22 protein-coding genes are annotated in these 19,602 nt (G+C 60.7%); 17 read left to right on the top strand and 5 right to left on the bottom strand.

What is annotated here, in order from left to right:
• Window positions 1–75: 75 nt before the first annotated feature.
• The 8 genes from EOS_RS19620 to EOS_RS19655 all read left to right on the top strand — a co-directional run bounded on the left by EOS_RS19620 (window position 76) and on the right by EOS_RS19655 (window position 6,349).
• Window positions 76–786 (top strand): PadR family transcriptional regulator, encoded by a 711-nt coding sequence (locus EOS_RS19620; protein ID WP_053063974.1) that lies wholly within the window; start codon window positions 76–78, stop codon window positions 784–786.
• A gap of 23 nt (window positions 787–809) precedes the next feature.
• Complete coding sequence (locus tag EOS_RS19625; RefSeq protein ID WP_047848346.1) at window positions 810–1,625, top strand: siderophore-interacting protein; 816 nt, start codon at window positions 810–812, stop codon at window positions 1,623–1,625.
• 52 nt (window positions 1,626–1,677) lie between these two features.
• Entirely contained in the window at window positions 1,678–2,931 is a 1,254-nt protein-coding gene (locus tag EOS_RS19630) for an MFS transporter (RefSeq protein WP_047848347.1), read from the top strand.
• 112 nt (window positions 2,932–3,043) lie between these two features.
• Window positions 3,044–3,505, top strand: a complete 462-nt coding sequence (locus tag EOS_RS19635) for an SRPBCC family protein (protein ID WP_047848348.1) — start codon at window positions 3,044–3,046, stop codon at window positions 3,503–3,505.
• Complete coding sequence (locus tag EOS_RS19640; RefSeq protein ID WP_047848349.1) at window positions 3,489–3,854, top strand: ArsR/SmtB family transcription factor; 366 nt, start codon at window positions 3,489–3,491, stop codon at window positions 3,852–3,854. Before EOS_RS19635 ends, EOS_RS19640 begins: the two co-directional genes overlap by 17 nt.
• A 470-nt stretch (window positions 3,855–4,324) precedes the next feature.
• On the top strand, window positions 4,325–5,194 hold the full coding sequence (locus EOS_RS19645; RefSeq protein ID WP_047848350.1) for a DMT family transporter: 870 nt from the start codon (window positions 4,325–4,327) through the stop codon (window positions 5,192–5,194).
• A 116-nt stretch (window positions 5,195–5,310) separates the two neighbouring features.
• Window positions 5,311–5,754, top strand: coding sequence for a MarR family winged helix-turn-helix transcriptional regulator (locus tag EOS_RS19650; RefSeq protein ID WP_047848351.1), 444 nt, complete (start codon window positions 5,311–5,313; stop codon window positions 5,752–5,754).
• A gap of 25 nt (window positions 5,755–5,779) precedes the next feature.
• Window positions 5,780–6,349 carry a YbhB/YbcL family Raf kinase inhibitor-like protein gene (locus EOS_RS19655; RefSeq protein ID WP_047848352.1) on the top strand — a complete coding sequence of 190 codons (570 nt, stop codon included), beginning with the start codon at window positions 5,780–5,782 and terminating at the stop codon, window positions 6,347–6,349.
• Window positions 6,350–6,415: 66 nt separating this feature from the next.
• Here EOS_RS19655 and EOS_RS19660 read toward each other — a convergent pair whose 3' ends face one another.
• The 5 genes from EOS_RS19660 to EOS_RS19680 all read right to left on the bottom strand — a co-directional run bounded on the left by EOS_RS19660 (window position 6,416) and on the right by EOS_RS19680 (window position 10,148).
• Complete coding sequence (locus EOS_RS19660) at window positions 6,416–6,823, bottom strand: RidA family protein (RefSeq protein WP_047848353.1); 408 nt, start codon at window positions 6,821–6,823, stop codon at window positions 6,416–6,418.
• A gap of 111 nt (window positions 6,824–6,934) precedes the next feature.
• On the bottom strand, window positions 6,935–7,900 hold the full coding sequence (locus tag EOS_RS19665) for an agmatinase (RefSeq protein WP_047848354.1): 966 nt from the start codon (window positions 7,898–7,900) through the stop codon (window positions 6,935–6,937).
• 50 nt (window positions 7,901–7,950) lie between these two features.
• Window positions 7,951–8,613: an amino acid ABC transporter permease gene (locus EOS_RS19670; RefSeq protein ID WP_047848355.1), complete on the bottom strand. Its 663-nt coding sequence runs from the start codon at window positions 8,611–8,613 to the stop codon at window positions 7,951–7,953.
• Window positions 8,603–9,286 (bottom strand): amino acid ABC transporter permease, encoded by a 684-nt coding sequence (locus EOS_RS19675; RefSeq protein ID WP_047848356.1) that lies wholly within the window; start codon window positions 9,284–9,286, stop codon window positions 8,603–8,605. The genes EOS_RS19670 and EOS_RS19675 overlap by 11 nt, the downstream gene beginning before the upstream one ends.
• Window positions 9,287–9,299: 13 nt before the next feature.
• Window positions 9,300–10,148: a transporter substrate-binding domain-containing protein gene (locus EOS_RS19680; RefSeq protein WP_047848357.1), complete on the bottom strand. Its 849-nt coding sequence runs from the start codon at window positions 10,146–10,148 to the stop codon at window positions 9,300–9,302.
• A gap of 122 nt (window positions 10,149–10,270) precedes the next feature.
• Here EOS_RS19680 and EOS_RS19685 point away from each other — a divergent pair, with 122 nt between their 5' ends.
• The 9 genes from EOS_RS19685 (at window position 10,271) to EOS_RS19725 (ending at window position 19,595) form a co-directional block, all read left to right on the top strand.
• Window positions 10,271–11,155: a LysR family transcriptional regulator gene (locus EOS_RS19685; RefSeq protein ID WP_047848400.1), complete on the top strand. Its 885-nt coding sequence runs from the start codon at window positions 10,271–10,273 to the stop codon at window positions 11,153–11,155.
• Between the two features lie 566 nt (window positions 11,156–11,721).
• Window positions 11,722–12,381 carry a FadR/GntR family transcriptional regulator gene (locus EOS_RS19690; RefSeq protein ID WP_047848358.1) on the top strand — a complete coding sequence of 220 codons (660 nt, stop codon included), beginning with the start codon at window positions 11,722–11,724 and terminating at the stop codon, window positions 12,379–12,381.
• 69 nt (window positions 12,382–12,450) lie between these two features.
• Window positions 12,451–14,106: an ABC transporter substrate-binding protein gene (locus EOS_RS19695; RefSeq protein ID WP_047848359.1), complete on the top strand. Its 1,656-nt coding sequence runs from the start codon at window positions 12,451–12,453 to the stop codon at window positions 14,104–14,106.
• A gap of 65 nt (window positions 14,107–14,171) precedes the next feature.
• A complete protein-coding gene (locus EOS_RS19700; protein ID WP_047848360.1) occupies window positions 14,172–15,125 on the top strand; it encodes an ABC transporter permease in 954 nt (317 codons plus the stop codon).
• A 15-nt stretch (window positions 15,126–15,140) separates the two neighbouring features.
• The gene (locus tag EOS_RS19705; RefSeq protein ID WP_047848361.1) at window positions 15,141–16,010 is read left to right on the top strand and encodes an ABC transporter permease; all 870 of its coding nucleotides are present in this window, start codon (window positions 15,141–15,143) and stop codon (window positions 16,008–16,010) included.
• On the top strand, window positions 16,010–17,074 hold the full coding sequence (locus tag EOS_RS19710; RefSeq protein ID WP_047848362.1) for an ABC transporter ATP-binding protein: 1,065 nt from the start codon (window positions 16,010–16,012) through the stop codon (window positions 17,072–17,074). The genes EOS_RS19705 and EOS_RS19710 overlap by 1 nt, the downstream gene beginning before the upstream one ends.
• On the top strand, window positions 17,071–18,093 hold the full coding sequence (locus tag EOS_RS19715) for an ABC transporter ATP-binding protein (protein ID WP_047848363.1): 1,023 nt from the start codon (window positions 17,071–17,073) through the stop codon (window positions 18,091–18,093). Before EOS_RS19710 ends, EOS_RS19715 begins: the two co-directional genes overlap by 4 nt.
• Before the next feature lie 7 nt (window positions 18,094–18,100).
• Window positions 18,101–19,282 (top strand): amidase, encoded by a 1,182-nt coding sequence (locus EOS_RS19720; RefSeq protein ID WP_047848364.1) that lies wholly within the window; start codon window positions 18,101–18,103, stop codon window positions 19,280–19,282.
• Window positions 19,283–19,310: 28 nt separating this feature from the next.
• A complete protein-coding gene (locus tag EOS_RS19725) occupies window positions 19,311–19,595 on the top strand; it encodes a cupin domain-containing protein (protein WP_047848365.1) in 285 nt (94 codons plus the stop codon).
• Window positions 19,596–19,602 lie beyond the last annotated feature (7 nt).

Consider the following 19,602-nt stretch of genomic DNA (forward strand, 5'->3'; position numbering starts at 1 on the left):
TCCGAAAAAATATTGACAAGCTATCTTAAGATATATATCTTAAGATGTGTTTTACGATATAAAAGGAGTTCCACCATGAGACATCACCGAAGCCGCGACTTCGCACACCCGCACGCCGGATTCGAATCTTCAGACCGTTTTTCCCTGCACGCGCTGTGGCATGCAGTCGGACGCCACCACCACCGCCATCACGACGACAGCCGGTTCCCAGGTGGCCCAGGAGGATTCGGTGGAGGCGGTGATGACGGCATGCCGCGTGGCCGCAAATTTACGTCCGACGACCTTCAATTGCTTCTGCTTGCGCTTCTGGCCGAACAACCGCGCCACGGCTACGAGTTGATCAAGGCACTCGAAGTCCGATCGAACGGTTTTTATAGCCCGAGTCCGGGCATGGTCTATCCAGCGCTGACTTATCTGGAGGAATTGGGCTATGCCACGGTCGAGGTAGAAGGCAATCGTAAGCGTTATGCCTTAGCCGATCCCGGCCGCGATTATCTGGCGGCTAACCGGGAGCGCGTCGACCTGATGCTGGCCAAGCTCAGCCATTTTGCCCGCAAGATGGATTCGGTACGCCGCGCGTTTGCAGGCGAAGCACCCGATGAAAACGCGGACGCTAACGGCGACAGCAACGCTTGGCTGCCCGAGTTTATCCAGGCGCGCCGCGCGCTTAAGCACGCGCTGCTGATTCGAACCGACGCACCCGCTAGCGAGCAACGCCGCATCGCAGCCATCCTTGCGCGTGCTACCGCCGAGATAGAAGGCAAAGCCGCCGGCGATCCGGCATGAACCAACACCCAAGAGAAAACACAATGCAAAACAGACCCGATCTGGCGGTCGGCCGCGTCCGCCATCAACTTAAATTCCGCTTGGCTCAAGTCAAGCGCGTGCAACCGCTGACGCCCCATCTCGTGCGCGTTACGTTAAGCGGTGACGATCTCCACGACTTCGAATCCGCGTCTTTCGACGACCACATCAAGGTCTTCTTTCCGCAGCCCGGAGCCGACAAACCCGCCATGCCCAGTGCCGGCCCAAATGGCCCGGTTTTCGCGGACGACCAGCCGCGGCCAATCGCACGAGACTTCACACCGCGTCGATACAATCGCGAAGCGGGCGAGCTGGATATAGAGTTCGCGCTTCACGAGGCAGGACCGGCCGCTACCTGGGCCGCGCAAGCCCAGGTTGGGCAGTATCTGGGAATCGGCGGCCCGCGTGGCTCCTTCACCATCCCCACGGGTTTCGACTGGCATCTGCTGATTGGCGACGAGACGGCGCTGCCCGCCATCGCACGCCGACTGGAAGAGTTGCCGCCGGGAACACGCGTTGCAACGCTGATCGAAGTGGAAGATCCGTCGGCGCGAATCGATTTCGCGACGCAGACGGACCTGTATGCCGAATGGCGCTATCGTAGCGAATCGGACTTCCCCGGCGGTGCCTTGTTGCTCGCCTTGCGCGAGATGTATCTGCCGACCGGCGAAGGGTACGTCTGGGCCGCGGGCGAAGCCACGATCATGCGTGCAGTCCGTCAGCACCTGTGCACGGAACGAGGTGTCGACAAGACCCGGATTCGCGCCGCGAGTTACTGGAAACGAGGCGTGGAAGCCGTTCACGAATCGATCGACGACTGACTCGCGTCTCCACCGCTTTAGCCGCTCGAATACAGTTAATCAGGATGGCTATATGTATAGTTTAGACGCGAGTCGCGAGCGGCGCCTTCTCTGGCTGCTAGCGCTCACACAGTTCACGATCATCATGGACTTCATGATCATGATGCCGCTCGGTCCGCAGATCATGCGGAGCTTCCAGATATCACCGGCCGCGTTCGCCACAGCGGTTTCAGTCTACTCGTGGTGCGCAGGTCTCTCGGGCCTGTTCGCCGCCACTTATATCGACCGATTCGATCGCCGCCGTCTTCTGTTAGCGGTGTACGCGCTGTTCGCGCTGTCGAACCTGGCGTGCGCCTGCGCCGCCAGTTTTCCCATGCTGCTGATCGCGCGCGCTTTTGCAGGCATCACCGGAGGCGTGCTGGGGTCGGTCATCATGGCGATCGTCGCCGATGTCATTCCTGCCTCCCGGCGCGGCGCAGCGACCGGTACGATCATGACGGCCTTTTCGCTGGCGGCAGTCGCGGGCGTGCCGGCCGGCGTTCTGTTGGGCGCGCATTTCGGATGGTTTGCGCCGTTCATCTTGCTGACGGCATTGTCGGTTCTGATCTGGCTGGGCGGAATGCGCATCGTGCCTTCGTTAGCCGAGCACCTGAACCGCAAGCAACCCGCTTTAAGCAGCGTGCTGCCCGCACTTTGGCGGCTGGTATCGAACCCCCGCTATCTCAACGCGTTTGCACTCACCTTCATTGTGATGGCTTCTCAGATGCTGGTGATCCCGTTCATCTCGCCCATGCTCGTAGCCAACCACGGCGTGGCGCCCGCACAGTTGTCATGGCTTTATATGGCGGGCGGCGCCGCGACGTTCTTCACATCGCGGCTCGTCGGCCGACTCTCCGACCGCTACGGCAGCCGCCGGATGTTCCGGCTAATGGTGGTCCTGTCCTTGCTGCCCGTGTTGTTCATGACTCACCTGCCGGGCTTGCCGTTTTTCGCAATGGTGTTGCTTTTCCCCGTGTTCATGGTGATCGTATCCGGACGCATGGTGCCGATGCAGGCGTTGCTGACGACCGTTCCTGAGCCGGCCCACCGCGGCGCTTTCCTTAGCACGAACAGCGCGCTGCAAGCACTCGGAGCGGGCTGCGGGGCATGGCTGGGCGGACTGTGGCTGTCGATCAGCCCGAATGGGACTATTGAAGGTTATGGTCTCAACGGATGGCTTGCCGCCGGGCTCGTATCGTTTGCCGCGATCTGGGTCGGCCGCGTGAAAGCGGCGTCAGAGAGAACCGTCATGCCTACGGTTGCCGGCGAACCGCTGGGCGAAGCGTAACCAGTACGTCGATAAAGACAAACCCTGAGCGAATACGCCGACCTCCGGAACATGCAGTCAAACACTTGCATTTTTGAATATCACTGTCTAATATGCAGTCAGGAGGCTGCATATGACATCGTCTACCGATCGTATCGAAAGGGAAATCCTGCTCAAGGCGCCGCGTTCGCGAGTATGGCGCGCGTTGTCAAATGCCGAAGAGTTCGGCAACTGGTTTGGCATGGATTTAAAGGGCAAGACCTTCGAAGCGGGTAAGACTGTGCACGCACGGATCACCTACCCCGGATATGAACATCTCGTCTGCGAGATGGTGATCGAACGCATCGAGCCGGAGAAGCTGTTGTCCTGGCGCTGGCATCCGGGCGCTATTGATCCGGCCTTCGACTATTCCGGAGAAACCCGCACGCTGGTCGTATTCGAGCTTGAAGAAGTCGACTCGGGTACCTTGGTGCGTCTCGTCGAAACCGGCTTTGACGATCTCCCGCCGGCGCGCCGCCTGGACGCGTTTCGCCTGAACAGCGGGGGTTGGGAAACGCAGATGGAAAACATCGAGAAACATGTCGCGACAGGCTAAGACATCTTCTAACAAAGCGTTGCTCAAGAGTATGGCACAACGAAACGCTGCGGCTGTTTTCGCCGCGCTGGGCGATGAGACGCGCCTGCGTCTCATCGCTGTCCTGTGTGCCGGAAGCGCGATGTCGATCGCGCAGCTCACGGCCGGCACGGACATCACACGGCAATCGGTTACGCAGCATCTGCAGGTGTTGGCAAACGCGGGTCTGGTACGCGACGTCAAAGTCGGGCGCGAACGCCTGTGGGAATTCGAACCGACGCATATGGAAGCTGCCCGGCGGTCCCTTGAAATGATCGCGCAGCAGTGGGATCACGCGCTGATGAAACTAAAGCTGGCTGTAGAGGATTGATTGCAACGTGATCCCGGGGCCTATAGCACGCTGTAGCTTAAGAGCAAGATGACCATCGTGCCAAATCGCCTAAGTCCCGCTAGGCAAAATCGCGAAACGGCACTATTTAAAATCGCTTCGCCTAAGCGTTGCATAACCGCCGGCTAACCGGTAATCTTGCACCCTTAGCAAGCGACTCCACTGAATCCGTTTTCCATGACGAACCCTGCGCACCTTTGCCTTGCCAATATCGAGTTCGACTCGAAGGCTAGCCATGCGCGCGTGGACCGCTTCTCTGTTTCTCCACCTGTCGTTTCTCCCCCGAACCTCGTTCCGGCTGGCGTAGCACCGCCGCCGCGTACGGGCGTTTCTGGCTGATTTCCAGCCCCCTTTAAGTCTTCGGCTACCGGCCTGACCGCAGCACCTTTTGGTGCTTAGCGGCTTGACCGCGCTTGGCCCAAGTCCTCTATTCCCACGACAGGTGAATACTCATGGCTTTTGTAAAAACCGCCGTCGCCGCTTATGGTTCGACGGCGCTCTTTGTCCTGCTGTGGAGCAGCGGCGCGATCGTTTCAAAACTCGGACTCGATCACGCCCCAGCCTTCGTTTTCCTCGTCCTGCGTTTCGCCCTGGCGTCGAGCGTCCTCGCGATGCTTGGCGTATGGCGCGGGCGCTGGTTACCTGCGCCGGGAACCCGCTTGCAAGTCGCAATCACGGGGGCTTTGCTCACCGGCGGTTACCCGATCTGTTATCTGCTTGCGCTCGATCGTGGATTGACGCCCGGCATTCTCACAACCGTTCTTGGCGTCCAGCCGATTCTCACGCTTGTGCTCCTGGAGCGGCGCTTGACCGCGGCGCGCTTTGGCGGCCTGTTGCTTGCCTTGGGTGGTTTGTCCCTCGTCGTTTTCACAGCCGGCGACGCTGAGCGTTTTCCGCTAGCGGGGGTATTTCTCGCGTCGGCCTCCCTCGCGTGCATGACGTTCGGTGCAATCCTGCAGAAACGCCTGAAGCAGCAACCTGCCGATGTCCTGCCGCTTCAGAATGTGGTCGGCCTTACGCTGTCCATGTTGTTCGTGCCATTCGAACCCATGACGTTCGTACCCAGCGCAGATTTTCTGGTAGCGCTGCTGTGGCTGGGCATCGTGATATCGGTTGTCGCCCAGTTGTTGTTTTACCGGCTGATGCAGGCGGGTAATCTGGTCAACGTGACGAGCCTTTTTTATCTCGTGCCTGTGGTCACCGCGATCATGGATTTTCTGGTCCTCGGCAATCGCCTTGCGCCTCTTGGTGTAGCAGGAATGGCTTCGATCCTGGCTGGCCTCGTTCTAGCATTTCGCGCCGCGCCTGTGCGGGTACGCTGATAGCCTGATAGCCGACTAGGGCGCCCGTTTCTATCAAACGGGCGTCCGAGCGGTGCTTTGCAGAATACTTAGCAGCTTAACTTGCAAGTTAAGCTGCTATTCTCTATCCTGAACCAATGCAACGAAAACGACCGAACGTACTCGAAACTGCCGCAGAGGACTTGAGGCTGGCCATGGCCGTGCTGACGCGCCGCCTGCGCGCCGAGTCGAACAAGCATGAACTCTCGTGGTCGCAATTGGCCGTGACCGCGCGCCTGGAAATGGCCGGCCCTTCCACCACAGCAGAACTGGCGCGTGCCGAAGCGGTTAAACCGCAGTCGATGGGCGCTACTCTCGGCGTTCTGGAAGAAGCCGGGTTAGTAGAGCGATCAGCGGACTCCACCGACGGGCGTCGTGTGATTTTTACATTGACCGAGGAGGGCCGGAAAACGCGGGCGGAAGCAAGCGCAGCCAAACGGAAATGGCTCGCCGAGACGCTGAAGGACCTGGACCTCGACGAGCAGCACACCATGCTTGCCGCGATCAAGATCATCAAACGCCTGGCTGCGTCGCACGAGTAAACGCGGCAACTTTGGAGAATCAAGCGTGATTGCAGGTCTACTCGGTCGGCTCTTGCGAGGCGTTCGCGCCGGTGAAGAAAAACTGCTGTGGAAGCATCCGGACATTAGAAACGTGCCGGACACGCTCACGCTTTCAAGCAGCGCGTTTCAGGACGGTGGTGTCATGCCGGTGCTGTGTGCCGCACGACGTATTGGCGGAGAAGATCAGTCGCCTCCGCTAATATGGTCCAGCGTTCCTCCCAATACGGTCGAACTCGTGGTCGTCATGGAAGATCCGGATGCGCCGCTGCCGGTGCCTTCCGTCCATCTTCTGGCTGCGGGAATTTCGCCGCAGGGTTCGGCGATGGCGCCAGGCACCTTGAGCGATCCGCTGTCGCCGGAGATATGTTTCGGCAAATGGTGGACCGGCAAGGCGATTTATCGCGGACCCATGCCGCCTCCGTTGCACGGACCGCATCGATACGTGTTCCAGCTGTTCGCCCTCGGTCAAGCACTTGGCATGCAACCCGGCTTCGACAAACAAACCCTGCTTCGCGCAATGACCGGCAAGATACTCGCCCGCGGCCTCCTAACCGGAACCTTCGAGCGAAAGTGATAGTGCGCGCCTTTGATGATGGTTTCTCACTAACATCGCCGCACTCCTCAGCGCGGCGATGTTCCGTTACGACTTCACTGCTATCACATCGACCTCGACCAGCCACTCAGGCCGTGCCAACGCCGTCACAGTGAGGCCGGTCGACACCGCGTGCACGCCCTTCAACCAGCGCCCGATCACGCAATACACCGCCTCACGATAACGCACGTCAGTCAGATAGATCGTTACCTTGCAAATGTCTTCGAGCTTGCTGCCGGCTTCTTCCAGCAGCATTTTCACGTTGGCCATCGCCTTCTCGGCCTGCGCAGCGGCGTCGCCGATACCGACCGATTCGTACGTGTCGATGTCCTGCCCAATCTGACCTCGTAGGAAAATCATGTTCCCCGCGACGACCGCTTGCGCGAGATCGTTATCGAGCGATTGCTCGGGGTAGGTTATTTTCGTGTTGAACGGACGAATGCGAGTGTGTTCCATAAGTGTTGTGCAAGGTAAGTTCAATGCTTAGGGAGGCGCGATAAAAAGTGCCGCGTGCCGTATTGCCTGCTGATCTGGTTGATCCGGATCATGAGCGAAACTGCGCTGCGTTCAGCGGCGGTTATCGAAATAACCTGCGCGGATCGCGCTCCCGATCAGGTTGAGAATCAGGCGGCCCGCCGTGATGCACGAGATCTGGTTGACGTCTTTCTCAGGCTGAATCTCGACGATATCCATGCCCACCACCCGTCCCTTTTTCACGAGACCGTGAATCAGCTTGCGTGCTTGCAGGAAGGTCACGCCACCCGGCGCCGGTCCCGCAACGGCCGGCATGACGGACGGATCGAGGCCATCGGCGTCGATGGTCAGATAGTAGTTACCGCCGTCAGGAATGCGAGCGAGAACGGCATCCATACCGACGTCGTGAAGCTCGTATGCGGTAATCAGCTCTGAGCCGTAGGCCTTGGCTGCGCGCAATTCTTCCGGCCGGCCGCTACCCTGAGCACGCAACCCGATCTGCACGATCTTCGCAACGTGCTTCATCTCCGAGGCCCGACGGATTGGGCTGGAGAGGCCGTCACGCACGCCGTTCACTTCGTCGCGCCAGTCCAGGTGCGCATCGACGTGAACGAGCGTGATCGGGCCGAGGCTGTCGAAGGCACGCAGCACGGGCGTCGTAATGCCGTGGTCGCCACCCATCACGATCGGCAATGCGCCAGCCGCGAGAAGCTTTCGCACCACCGTTTCCACGCGCTCATAGTGGCTGCCGGGGGCAGCCAGGTCCGCGATCACATCGCCGCAATCGACGAAGCGGATATCGTCGCGTTCCTGCAAAAGCGGACCATCAATATCGAAATCATAGTGACCGGGCGAGCGGACCACGCGATCGGTCGCCTGACGGATCGCCGTGGGTGCGTTGGTCTGGTCGTTGGTAAAATCCGCGGCGGAATACGCGGAGCCGTAAGGCATGCCGAGCACCGCGATGTCGGCATCGAGGTTGTCGAGGTCCATCGCAAGATCGGAGTACAGCAGCGTCTTGTGTCCGGTTTTCGGCGGAACGGTAAGCGGTTTTGTCATGATTAGGTATCCTTTATTCAAAACGAGTGCATGCGCCGTGACGGCCGGCGTCAGACGCGCCGGTAACGGGTTGCGTAACGCTCCGACCACTGCCCTGCGATGTCGAGCAGCACACTGCAGAGCCAGTAGATCAGCGCGGTAGTACCGAGCACTTCGACATAGGCGAAGGTATCGGCGGTAAGCAGGTTGCTCTGATACGTGAGTTCCGTGAGGCTCATGACAGAGAAGATCGACGAGTCCTTGAACATCATGATCGTAAGGCTGGTGGTGGCCGGTGCAAGATAACCAAAGATCTGCGGCAGCACGACATGACGCTGGACCTGAAGCCCGGTCAGTCCCAGCGACCGCGCGGCCTGGACCTGCCCATGCGCAAGGCTGCCGAACGCAGCGCGCAGGATTTCGCAGAAGTATCCGCCCGTATAGAAAGCGGTAGCAGCGACGCCGATGGCAAATGCGGGCATGGCAACGCCGATTTTCGGCAAGCCGAAGAAGCTTAGATAAACGAGGATCAGGAACGGCACATTACGCACGATCTCCACATAAACCAGCGCGCTTGTCCGCAGCACGCGCCACGAGGAAGCGCGAAAATAGGCAGCAATGGTTCCGAGCACGATGCCAAGCGGAATGCCAAGCACGCAGACTTGCGCCGTTACCTTGAGCCCCTTGAGAAGCGGCAGGATGGACGACTCGACAATGCCGAGGTCAATGGACATTGGGCAGCACCTTCGCCACGCGGCGCTCGAGCCCACGCGATGCCGACGACGCGAGAAACAGGATCGCAAAGTAGACCACCGCCGTTGCGGAGAACACCTGCAAGGGCAAATTTGTCTGCAGTGTGGCATCACGCGCGACAGTCGCCAGATCATGTACCGCGATAATCGACATCAGCGAGGAAGCCTTCAGCAACATCGTGAACTCGTTGGTCAGCGGCGGTATGGAGCGATAGAAAAGCTGCGGAAAAACGATGTAGCGCCACACCTGCACCGGCGGCATGCCGAGTGCCCGTGCTGCCGGGATCTGCCCGCGGCCGAGCGAGTTCAGCGCGCCGCGCAGGATCTCCGACACATACGCCGCCGTGTTCAGCGCCAGCGCGAGAATGCCGGCTTGCAGCGGCGAAAGCGGCAAGTTGAGCACGGCAGGCAGGACGTAATACGCGACCAGCATCTGGATCAATGCAGGCGTGCCGCGTATCACGCTGATATAGACGATCACGACCCCGGCGAGCGTGCGTCCGCCATGCTGGCGCACGAGCAGCAGCAGCGAGCCGATCACGATGCCGAGCACGAACGCCGCCACGCTCGCTGCAATTGTGGTGACGGCGCCCTCGGCAACATCGTGAAGGAACGGCCCGAGCGCTGCGAGCTGGCTGCTCAGAGATGCAAACATGCCGCGCCTCGGCTCAGACCGCGCCTTCTGGCAAATAGCCGCTTGTCGGCAGGCTCATCGTGTAACCGAACCATTTCTTCTGCATTTGCGCGAGCTGGCCGTTCTTCGTCAGTTCCGCAAGCGAAGTATTGATGAACTCGCGAATCTCCTTGTCTTGCGGATTCGCGACCCATGCGAGCATCTTCGGCTCGCCGATCTTGCCGATCACGCGGAACTGCCCCGGTTCCTTCTTCATCAAAACGGCGACAATGTTCGACGGCATGATTCCCACGTCGAGCGTCTTGTTCGTCAGCGCGACCATCACGTCCGGATACGCCTGAAATAGCTTGATGTCCGCATAACCCGCGCCCTTCGCTTTCAGTTGCGTGTCGAACGCCTGGGCGATCGGTTGTGACGACGACCCCATCTGCGTGCCGACTATCTTCCCGGCGACATCGTCGGTCTTGGTGACAGTGGTGTCGCTTGCTCGCACGACGAGTACCGTGTCGACCACACCGACCGGCTCGGAGAATGCGAAGCGTTTTGCCCGCTCCGGATTGATGCCGACGCTCGTCGCAACAAAGTCGAACTTGTGTGTCATGAGGCCGGGCAGCAGGCCCTGGAACGGCAGGTTGACCTGATTGAGCGCCACTCCGAGCTTGCTCGCCATGTACTCGAGAATGTCGTGACCGTAGCCCACTACCTTGCCGTTTTCGACGAATTCAAACGGTTCGTAAGCTGCCTCGGTGCCGACTGTCAGCTTGCCGCGCTGACGGATGTCGGCGAGCGACCCGCCCTCGGCAAACGCGAAAGACGGCATGGCTAGCGCGAGCGAAACGCCCCCTGCCACGGTGAGAAATTTGCGTCGGTCGAGCGTGATCATGGAGTTCCCCGGGAACGTTGAGAAGCGTTAGTGGGGGAATGTAGGTAGTCAAAAAAGTTTTGAAAAACCATTTTTTCGTTGATATGGTTCCGGAAACCGAAACCTTTCTAAAGTGTGCATCGATGAAGAAAATGGACCTGAACGAGCGCGATCTGCGTTCGCTGCGCGTGTTTTGCGCGGCTGCGCAAGCGAGCGGATTCGCAGCGGCGGAGCGCGCGTTGTCGATGTCGAAGGCATCAATCAGCCGGCATATCAATGAGGTTGAAGCGCGACTTGGGGTCAAGCTGTGCGAGCGCGGTCCCGGCGGATTCCAGCTTACGGAAGGCGGTGAAGTCGCGTTGCGGGTGGCATTGCAGGCGCTCGAAGCGCTCGAGCGCATCAAGCCGGAAGTCGATGCGGTGCGCGGTGTTTTATCCGGTCCGCTTCTGCTCGGCACGTCCGAGCATGTGATGACGCACGAGGGATGCAGGATCTCCGAAGCGCTGGGCGAACTGCATCGGATTGCACCGCTTGTGCGGCCGACGCTCTGCGTCATGAACTTCAGCGACCTGGGCGCTGCGCTGACCGACCGGCGCGTACAGATCGCCATCCGCTGTGCTTACAAGCGTATTCGGGCGTTTCGGCACTATCCGCTTTTCACTGAAACGCATCGGGTGTTTTATCGGCCGGCGACTGCGGGCGAGATCCGCGCGCATGGCGATACGCGCGCGTTGCCGCTGGTGTATCGGCCTCATCCGTTTGTTGAGGATGCGTTGGCGACGCAAGGGTTCGTGCAGGGACTGGAGGTGAGCGGACTGGAAGCCGTCGCGATGATGGTGGCTACCGGACGTTATGTCGGACTGTTGCCTGAGCACTATGCAGCGCAGCTTTCTCCGCGATATGAATTTGCAGTGCTGCCGGAGTCGCCGTTTTATTCGATGCCGTTTTGTGCGATCGTCGAGGAGGTTAGGCCCTTGACGCGGGCTGCGGAGGCGTTTTTGAATTTGCTGCTGGAGGCACATCGGTGAGGTGGCCGTTCGCACTTGGGGGTTGGGTTGGTCTGGTCTGCCGGTGCGGGTGGTCGGGGGTTTGTGCCGGGTTGCTGCTGCTCAGGCTTGCGGTCGTTATATGTTGGCTGATTTCTTTACCACTATTAGCCACTGTGCGTGGCGGCACGTCGTTTCTTTGCAAACGCGCAAAGAAACGAAGCAAAGAAACGCGTTTCCAACAATCGGCAAGTTAGTGTCCCTAGCGTGCAGGCTAGGAGTTTTTGGCACCTGATAGCACGGTGCTCGCCAGACTCACCGATGTTTGAAGCCCGACCTCTCCGAACACAGATACCCACACGCTTCGCCACCAGTGACTGAACCTGCCACAGGTTCATCCCGCGCTATCCGCGTACAACCACCTCAAGAAAGAAGCATCTTTTTTGCCCTGATTTCGTGCGCTGCACCGAACCGATCGCTTGCAACTAGTGCACGAGTCAGCGCCTCGCCCCCGCCCATCAGTTCAACCCATTGTTTTTAAAAGCCTACTACACCCTGGCATGGTTCGCGCATAGGAACCGCCGGTCCTACCGGTAGGAGTGCCCTGCATGAGCATGCCGAATTTCGTTGCGCAAACCCTGCAGCAACGCATCCTGTCAGGGGTATACGCGCCCGGCGAAGTGCTGCCCGGACAACGCGAACTCGCAGGCCAGCTAGGCGTCAGCCGCGGCGCCCTGCGCGAAGCAGTATCCGTACTGATGACACTAGGCTTCCTTCGCTCAATCCCCGGCAAAGGCACATTCGTCGCACATCGCGGACAACACGACACAGGACTGGTCACCCGCAGCGCCGAGCAAACAATGCAACTGCGCTACATCATCGAACCCTCCGCCGCCGCACTCGCAGCAAGAACAAGCGGCCCCGGCGCGGCAAGACAGCTCCAGGACATGCAGGCGCGCTTTGAAGACACGCTACTACGCAACGACCTCATCGACGCAGCCAGTTGCGACCTCACATTCCATCAGGCAATCGCCGCCTATTCCGGCAACGACATCCTCGCGGAAATCTCCCATTCGTTCGAAGATCGCATCGGTAAAAGCCAGTGCTTTCCGCTCGCCAATACACCACGCCTGATCGAAGCGTTCGAAGAGCATGAACTCATTGTTGCCGCGATTATCGGCGGCAATGCCAGCGCTGCAATGACCGCGATGCAACGTCACCTGCGAAACGCCGCCGAACGCGCCGGTATCGCTTTCACCATTCCGTAATTTTTCGTATTACTAACCAATTTCGTAATCCTCCACCAAAGATCAACCGCTATAAAGGACCGTACTTGCATGAACTTCATCAAATCGAGTTTGCTGACGTTGGCCTGCGCACTGGCATGCGGTGCGGTCTTGCCGGCCTCTGCACAGGCACAAGAAAAAGTGCTGAGAATCGCGATGACAGCAGGCGACATTCCTCGCACGCTAGGCCAGCCGGACCAGGGTTACGAGGGTAACCGCTTCACCGGTATCACGATGTACGACGGCCTCACCCAATGGGACCTGAGCCATGAGAAAGGCCCAAGCGAACTCATCCCCGATCTCGCCACATCCTGGCAAGTCGATTCCAAGGACCAAACCAAATGGGTCTTCAAACTGCGTCCCGGCGTGAAGTTCCACGACGGCTCGCCATTCAACGCCGACGCAGTCGTCTGGAACGTCGATAAAGTCCTCAACAAAAGCGCACCGAACTTCGATCCAAGCCAGGTCGGCGTGACCGCATCACGCATGCCCACGCTGCGTTCGGCGCGCAAGATCGACGACCTGACCGTCGAGTTAACAACGTCAGAACCGGACTCGTTCCTGCCGATCAACTTGACGAACCTGTACATGGCCTCGCCTGCGCAGTGGCAGAAAAAGCTCGCTGCTGTCCCGGCAACAGTCACCGATCCCGCCGAGCGCGACAAGCAGGCATGGATCGCGTTCGCAGCCAACGCGTCAGGCACAGGCCCGTTCAAGATGGCGCGCTTCGTGCCGCGTGAACGGCTGGAGATGGTCAAGAACACCGAATACTGGGACCCGGCGCGCAGGCCGAAGATCGATCGCGTGGTACTGCTGCCGCTGCCCGAGGCGAACACGCGCACGGCGGCCTTATTGTCTGGACAGGTCGACTGGATCGAGGCCCCCGCACCGGATTCGATGGACGCCATCAAGTCGCGTGGCTTCAAGATCTATTCGAACCCGCAACCGCACGTGTGGCCGTGGCAACTCTCCTTCCTGCCGGGTTCGCCGTGGCTAGACAAACGCGTGCGTTACGCGGCTAACCTCTGCGTGAACCGCACCGCGCTCAAGCAGTTGCTTGGCGGCATGATGAGCGAAGCGACCGGCACTTTCGAGCCGGGCGATCCGTGGCGCGGCAACCCCACCTTCCAGATCAAGTACGACCCGGACGCAGCCCGCAAGCTGATGACCGAAGCAGGTTATTCGGCAGCTAACCCGCTGAAGGTCAAGGTACAGATCTCCGCCTCGGGTTCCGGCCAGATGCAGCCGCTGCCCATGAACGAATTCGTGCAACAGAACCTGAAGGCCTGTTTCATCGACGTCAGCTTCGACGTGGTCGAGTGGAACACGCTGTACACCAACTGGCGTCTCGGTGCGAAGGACCCTTCGGCACATGGTGCCAATGCGACCAATGTGAGCTTCGCGTCGATGGACCCGTTCTTCGCCATGGTCCGCTTCGTCAGCACGAAGGCCTTTCCGCCGGTATCGAACAACTGGGGCTACTACGGCAACCCGAAGATCGATGCGCTGATCCAGCAGGCCCGCACCACTTTCGACGCGAAGCAGCGTGACGTGCTGCTGGCGCAGTTGCACAGCGATATTGTCGACGACGCGCCGTTCATCTGGATTGCGCACGACACCGGACCGCGCGCGATCTCTGCCAAGGTGCACGGCGTGGTGCAACCGAAGAGCTGGTTTATCGACATCGCCACCATGTCGATGAACTGATCCGAACCCGCTGCCGCTTGGGCGCTAACTCCGCGCCCTAAGCGGCGGCAACCGGGCCTCACCTCATGCTTTCCTATCTTCTACGGCGCGCGCTCTATGCGTTGCCGATCATGCTGGGCGTTGCGTTCCTCTGCTTCATGCTGGTTCACATCGCGCCGGGCGATCCACTGGTCTCGATCCTGCCGCCCGATGCTTCGGCCGACCTGCAGAAGCAACTGATGGAGCTCTACGGCTTCAACCGGCCGCTGCCGGTGCAGTTCTTTAGCTGGGTCTGGCGTGCGTTGCATGGCGACCTCGGCACCTCGATTGCAACCGGCCGCCCCGTCGCCGGCGAAGTAATCAAGGCGGTCGGCAACACCATGATGATCGCCGCGCTCGCCACGCTGATCGGCTTTGCATTCGGTGCGCTGTTCGGTTTTGTCGCGGGGTATATGCGCGGATCGTGGATCGACCGCACCGCCTCGCTGATCTCCGTCACTGGCGTGAGCGTGCCGCATTACTGGCTGGGCATGGTGCTCGTGATCGTGTTCTCGGTGAAGCTGATGTGGTTGCCCGCCACCGGCGCAGGGCCGGATGGCTCGGCCGACTGGCAGTTTGATTGGGCGCACTTTCAATACCTCGTCCTGCCTGCCGTCACCATGTCGTTCATCCCCATGGGTATCATCGCGCGCACGGTGCGGGCGCTGGTCGCCGATACGCTGTCGCAAGAATTCATGGTCGGCTTGAGAGCGCGAGGCTTGAGCGAATTCGCGTTGTTCCGGCATGTGCTGAAGAACTGCGCGCCGACAGCGCTAGCGGTCATGGGCCTGCAACTCGGCTATCTGCTCGGCGGCTCGATCCTGATCGAAACCGTATTCTCGTGGCCAGGCACGGGCTTCCTGCTTAACGCCGCGATCTTCCAGCGCGACCTGCCGCTCCTGCAGGGCACGATTCTGGTTCTCGCATTATTCTTCGTCATTCTGAACCTCTTGGTCGACATCCTGCAAACCGTCTTCGATCCGCGTATCGAAAGGGGCTGAGCCGTGACTACCACTATGACTACCCAGCCCATTGTCACGCCGCTGCGCTCGCGTGGGCACGGGGCAAACGTACTGCGGCGCCTGGTCCGCAATCCCCAGGCCATGCTCGGCGCCGCCGTGATCCTCGTCTTCCTGATCATGGCCGTTGCCGCGCCACTCCTGATGCCTGCCGATCCGTTCGCCGCGTCAATGTTCAACCGCCTGAAGCCGATCGGCACGCCCGGCTATGCGCTCGGCACCGACGAACTCGGCCGCGACATGCTGTCCCGCCTGATCCTCGGTGCACGGTTATCGCTTTTCATGGGCGTGACGCCGGTGCTGCTCGCGTTCGGTATCGGCGGGGCGATCGGGATCATGGCGGGCTACGCGGGCGGCCTGCTCAACGCGCTCGTGATGCGTACCATCGACGTGCTCTACGCCTTTCCTTCGGTGCTGCTTGCCATCGCATTGTCTGGTGCGCTGGGTACGGGCATCGGCAATGCGCTTGTGTCGCTGACCGTAGTGTTCATTCCGCAAATCGCGCGAATTGCGGAGAGCGTGACCACGCAGGTTCGCCGCAGCGATTTCGTCGATGCCGCCCGCGCCTCGGGCGCAAGCGCTTTCACGATCGTGCGCGTGCACGTGCTCGGCAACGTGATCGGCCCGATCTTCGTGTTCTCGACCAGCCTCATCTCCGTCTCGATGATCCTTGCCTCCGGTCTCTCATTCCTCGGCCTGGGTGTCACGCCGCCGAGCCCCGAATGGGGTCTCATGCTCAACACGCTGCGCACCGCGATCTATATCCAGCCCTGGCTTGCCGCGCTGCCCGGCTTGTTCATCTTCGCGACCTCGATCGCATTCAACCTGCTGTCCGACGGTCTGCGTGCCGCGATGGAGATCAAGTGATGGCCGCGCTCATGACAGGCGAACGTGACATCGGCGGCCCTGCTCAGCCGCTCCTGAGCGTGAAGAGCGTGGTCAGGCATTTTCCGCTCGGCAGCAAGGGATTGCCCTTTTTGAAGGATGCACGCAACGTGGTGCGCGCTGTCGACAACATCTCCTTCAATGTACTGAAGGGTGAAACCCTCGGGGTCGTCGGCGAGTCGGGCTGCGGCAAATCCACCATGGCGCGGGTGATGATGCAGTTGCTGCAGCAGGATAGCGGCGAACTCATCTTCGACGGCGAGACCGTCGGCTCGCGCGCCCTGCCCCTGCGCGAGTTTCGCCGCCAGGTGCAGATGGTGTTCCAGGACAGTTTCTCGTCGCTCAATCCGCGCATGACGATCGAGGATTCGATCGCGTTCGGCGCGACCGTTCACGGTGTCTCGCCGAAAGACGCCATTGCGCGGGGGCGCGACCTGCTCGCGCGTGTCGGACTCGATCCGGTGCGTTTTGCGGGACGTTATCCGCATGAGCTGTCGGGTGGTCAGCGGCAGCGCGTGAATATCGCGCGGGCATTGGCACTCGGCCCGCGCCTCGTGATCCTCGACGAGGCCGTGTCGGCGCTCGACAAGTCCGTCGAAGCCCAGGTGCTGAATCTGCTCGCCGATCTCAAGGCGGAGTTCGGGCTGACCTATGTCTTCATCAGCCACGACCTGAACGTGGTCCGCTACATCTCGGATCGCCTGGTGGTGATGTACCTTGGCGAGATTGTCGAGATCGGCGAGGCGGAGGACGTGTTCGCGCACGCGCTGCATCCGTACACGCGGGCCTTGCTCAATTCCATGCCGAGCGTCGATCCCACGCATCGCACAACGGCCGCACCGCTCTTCGGCGACCCGCCCAATCCGATAGACCCTCCCAACGGCTGCCGCTTTCATACGCGCTGTCCGCAGGCACAGGACGTCTGCAGCAAACGCGCGCCGGCCGTCTCGACAATAGGTGCAGGTCAGGTGACATGCCTTGAATACGAGCCGGATAGCGGCTACGTTCCGATATCGGTTGTGGCTGCGCAGGAGGTGCTGTCATGAGCGCGATGCAAGACGTCAGCATCAGCCTGCGCGACCTGAAGGTCCGCTTTATTACACCAGGCCGGACGATCCACGCGGTCAACGGCGTCGATCTGGAGGTGGGACGCGGCGAAGTGGTCGCGTTGCTCGGTGAATCCGGCTCAGGCAAAAGTGTCACGCTGCGCGCAATCATGCGGCTACATTCGGAGAAGATCACGCAGATGCAGGGTGGTCTCGACGTCGAGGGCCATGACGTGCTGAAACTCTCGCGCAGACAGCTTTCGGATCTGCGTGGCAAGGTCGTATCGATGATCTTCCAGGAGCCCTTGCTCGCCCTCGATCCGGTCTACACGCTGGGCGCGCAGATTGTCGAGATGGTACGGCGGCATCAGGGCGTATCGAAAGCCGAAGCGCGCAGGCGTGCGCTCGCGTTGTTCGAAAAGGTCCGCATTCCAAGCCCTGAACGTCGCCTCGATGCTTATCCGCACGAGATGTCCGGTGGCATGCGCCAGCGCGCGATGATCGCGCTTGCGCTGTCGTGCGAACCGCGTGTCCTGCTCGCCGACGAGCCGACCACCGCGCTCGATGCCACCGTGCAGATCCAGATCCTGCTGCTCTTGCGGGACCTGCAACAGGAACTGGGCCTCTCGATCGTGTTCGTCACGCACGACATTGGCGCAGCGACCGAAGTGGCGGACCGCATCGCGGTGATGTATGCGGGCCGTATCGTCGAGCAGGGGCCGGCGCTTGCGCTGCTGACTGAGCCCCGGCATCCCTACACCATTGCGCTGCTCAAAGGCCGCACGCAAGGCGCGATGAAAAAAGGCGTGCGGCTGGAGACGATCGGCGGCGCGCCGCCTGACCTCTCCGCACTGCCGCCCGGCTGCGCGTTCGCTCCGCGCTGCCCGCATGCGATCGAGCGCTGCTTACAGACACAGCCTGAAGAACGCGGTGTAGGCAACGCGCATTCAGCCCGTTGCATCCGGGTCGATGAAATCGCCACGCTGCACCCGACGACTGAAACCGCCCCCACCCACTGATTACGACATGACTCCAGACCTCGCCTCATATCGCGCTTTCGTACCCTACCCGAATGCTGCCGTACCCAATGCCGCCAGCGGCCTGCTCACGGGCCTGACGTTCGGCGTGAAGGACATCTTCGATGTGGCAGGCTACCTCACCGGCTGCGGCAACCCGCACATGCTGGCGATGTCCGGCATCAAGACGGCCAACGCTCCGGTTGTGGATGCCCTGCTCGCCGCCGGCGCCGTTTTCGCCGGCAAGACCTACACAGAGGAACTGGCGTTCTCGATGACCGGCAAGAACGCGCATTTCGGCGTGCCGCGCAATGGCGCCGCGCCGGATCGCGTGTCCGGTGGGTCCAGTTCCGGCTCGGCGTCGGCGGTATCGAATGGACTGTGCGACTTCGCGCTCGGCACCGACACCGGCGGCTCGGTCCGCGCGCCGGCAAGCCACTGCGGTTTGATCGGCTTGCGGCCAACCCATGCACGCGTGTCGCTCGACGGCTGCATGCCGCTGTCACCGGGGTTCGACACCTGCGGCTGGTTCACGCGCGACATCGAAACGTTCGCACGTGTGGGCGACGTGTTGCTCGGCGAAGATACGGTGGCGCTCCCTGCAGCACCGGATGCCTACTTGCCGCGCGAGGTGCTCACGGGCTTGCCAGAACCTGTCGCCAAGGTTTTCTCTGCAACGCTCGAACGCCTCAAGCCGCGGTTCGGATCGATCGAAAGTGTCGACATCATGACGCCTTCCACCGATGCGCTCTACTGGGCCTTCCGCTACGCGCAGGGTTTTCAGGCGTGGCAAAGTCACGGCGTGATGATCGACCGCTTCGACTTCCAGCTCGGCCCGGGCGTACGCGAACGTTTCTCATGGTCGCGCACGATCACGCCGGCGCAAAACGAGGAAAGCGAGCGTGTGCGCAAGCATTTCCGCGAGAATGTGTTGAGCATGCTCGGCGGCGGGCGCATCATTCTCATGCCCACGATGCCCGACGTCGCCCCACTGCTCTCCGATAGCGACGAAGCACTCGAGTCGTACCGTAACCAGGCGATCAAGATGCTGTGTGTAGCGGGACTCGGCGGATGCCCGCAGCTCTCGCTGCCGTTGATGCAGATAGACGGTGTGCCGCTGGGGTTCTCTTTGATCGGGCCGCCGGGAAGCGACAAAGGGCTGATCGAACTTGGCCGCAGGCTGCTGGCCTGAAGCCGTCCCATTCCATAGGAGAAACCGCATGACCCGCACACCGGCAGTCCCCACGCAGCAGGTTCTGAATGAACGCGCGATCGTCACCGAGTGGCGATTCGCGCCGGGAACCGAGACCGGCTGGCATGTCCACGGGCACGACTACATTGTCGTTCCGCAAACCGACGGTGAACTGTTGCTTGAAACCAAAACAGGAAATCGAGTTTCCGAACTGCATGCCGGGCAGAGTTATGCCGGCTTGAAGGGCGTTGAACACAACGTCGTCAATGCGAGTGAACACGAAGTGGTGTTCGTCGAGATCGAGATTCTCTGAGAACAGG

The organism is Caballeronia mineralivorans PML1(12), assembly GCF_001028175.1.
Lineage (GTDB): Bacteria > Pseudomonadota > Gammaproteobacteria > Burkholderiales > Burkholderiaceae > Caballeronia > Caballeronia mineralivorans.

Coding starts and splice junctions, on each gene's coding strand:
- EOS_RS19640 (WP_047848349.1), top strand. CDS start 3,489: ATGTCGCGACAGGCTAAGACATCTTCTAACAAAGCGTTGCTCAAGAGT.
- EOS_RS19625 (WP_047848346.1), top strand. CDS start 810: ATGCAAAACAGACCCGATCTGGCGGTCGGCCGCGTCCGCCATCAACTT.
- EOS_RS19645 (WP_047848350.1), top strand. CDS start 4,325: ATGGCTTTTGTAAAAACCGCCGTCGCCGCTTATGGTTCGACGGCGCTC.
- EOS_RS19695 (WP_047848359.1), top strand. CDS start 12,451: ATGAACTTCATCAAATCGAGTTTGCTGACGTTGGCCTGCGCACTGGCA.
- EOS_RS19710 (WP_047848362.1), top strand. CDS start 16,010: ATGGCCGCGCTCATGACAGGCGAACGTGACATCGGCGGCCCTGCTCAG.
- EOS_RS19725 (WP_047848365.1), top strand. CDS start 19,311: ATGACCCGCACACCGGCAGTCCCCACGCAGCAGGTTCTGAATGAACGC.
- EOS_RS19680 (WP_047848357.1), bottom strand. CDS start 10,148: ATGATCACGCTCGACCGACGCAAATTTCTCACCGTGGCAGGGGGCGTT.
- EOS_RS19650 (WP_047848351.1), top strand. CDS start 5,311: ATGCAACGAAAACGACCGAACGTACTCGAAACTGCCGCAGAGGACTTG.
- EOS_RS19700 (WP_047848360.1), top strand. CDS start 14,172: ATGCTTTCCTATCTTCTACGGCGCGCGCTCTATGCGTTGCCGATCATG.
- EOS_RS19685 (WP_047848400.1), top strand. CDS start 10,271: ATGAAGAAAATGGACCTGAACGAGCGCGATCTGCGTTCGCTGCGCGTG.
- EOS_RS19660 (WP_047848353.1), bottom strand. CDS start 6,823: ATGGAACACACTCGCATTCGTCCGTTCAACACGAAAATAACCTACCCC.
- EOS_RS19630 (WP_047848347.1), top strand. CDS start 1,678: ATGTATAGTTTAGACGCGAGTCGCGAGCGGCGCCTTCTCTGGCTGCTA.
- EOS_RS19675 (WP_047848356.1), bottom strand. CDS start 9,286: ATGTTTGCATCTCTGAGCAGCCAGCTCGCAGCGCTCGGGCCGTTCCTT.
- EOS_RS19705 (WP_047848361.1), top strand. CDS start 15,141: ATGACTACCCAGCCCATTGTCACGCCGCTGCGCTCGCGTGGGCACGGG.
- EOS_RS19670 (WP_047848355.1), bottom strand. CDS start 8,613: ATGTCCATTGACCTCGGCATTGTCGAGTCGTCCATCCTGCCGCTTCTC.
- EOS_RS19690 (WP_047848358.1), top strand. CDS start 11,722: ATGAGCATGCCGAATTTCGTTGCGCAAACCCTGCAGCAACGCATCCTG.
- EOS_RS19715 (WP_047848363.1), top strand. CDS start 17,071: ATGAGCGCGATGCAAGACGTCAGCATCAGCCTGCGCGACCTGAAGGTC.
- EOS_RS19665 (WP_047848354.1), bottom strand. CDS start 7,900: ATGACAAAACCGCTTACCGTTCCGCCGAAAACCGGACACAAGACGCTG.
- EOS_RS19720 (WP_047848364.1), top strand. CDS start 18,101: ATGACTCCAGACCTCGCCTCATATCGCGCTTTCGTACCCTACCCGAAT.
- EOS_RS19635 (WP_047848348.1), top strand. CDS start 3,044: ATGACATCGTCTACCGATCGTATCGAAAGGGAAATCCTGCTCAAGGCG.
- EOS_RS19620 (WP_053063974.1), top strand. CDS start 76: ATGAGACATCACCGAAGCCGCGACTTCGCACACCCGCACGCCGGATTC.